Genomic DNA, 659 nt, shown 5'->3' with positions numbered 1-659 from the left:
CGGTGTGCCCGGGCCACCGCCAGCAGCGCCGAGCGGACGGCCTCGACGAGCTCGGGCGGCGACACGGCCACGGCGTGCGTGCCCAGGGCGACGACGTCGCGCTCGGTCGTGCCGCGGCGGTAGGGCACCTCGATCTCGGCCCACTGCTCGTCGATCTCGGTGGTGCGCTGGGCGAAGCGGCGCAGCGTGTGGCCGCGCCCGTGCCGCACCCGGACGACGGCCGTGCCCGCGGCCTCGGGCGGCTGTGCCTCGAGGGCCACCTCGGGCACGTGGTCGGACGGGACGGCATACGACCCCGCCCTTCCCTTGCGACGGACGGCGCCCTCGAAGCGGCTGAGCCGGAAGGCGCGCTCGTCACCGCGGTCGATGTCGAAGCCGGTGAGGTACCAGCGGCCGTGCCAGTTCTTCAGCGCCCACGGCTGCACGTGGCGCGTCGACAGCTCGCCGTCGTTCCTGCGGTAGTCGAAGGTGATCGGCTGCAGGGCCGACACGGCGGCGTGCACGGCCTCGAACGCCGGCTCCTTGGTGCGGATGCGCGGCTCCGCCCCGGCCGCGACCGACTCGTCGATCTCGACCCCGGAGAGCCGCAGCTTGCGCAGACCCGCCGAGGCGGCGCCGGAGATGCTGGCCGTCGACCACGCCCGTGCGGCCAGCGCCAG

1 protein-coding gene is annotated in these 659 nt (G+C 75.4%); it reads right to left on the bottom strand.

The genetic code is table 11. The annotated features are described in order from the left end of the window. Positions 1-659, bottom strand: a 659-nt coding sequence (locus AC1DP0_RS22460; RefSeq protein WP_478088871.1) for a helix-turn-helix transcriptional regulator, incomplete at both ends; no start/stop codon positions are given.

This window comes from Terrabacter sp. P5_B1 (assembly GCF_056400505.1).
This window is presented reverse-complemented; position numbering and strand designations above follow the sequence as displayed.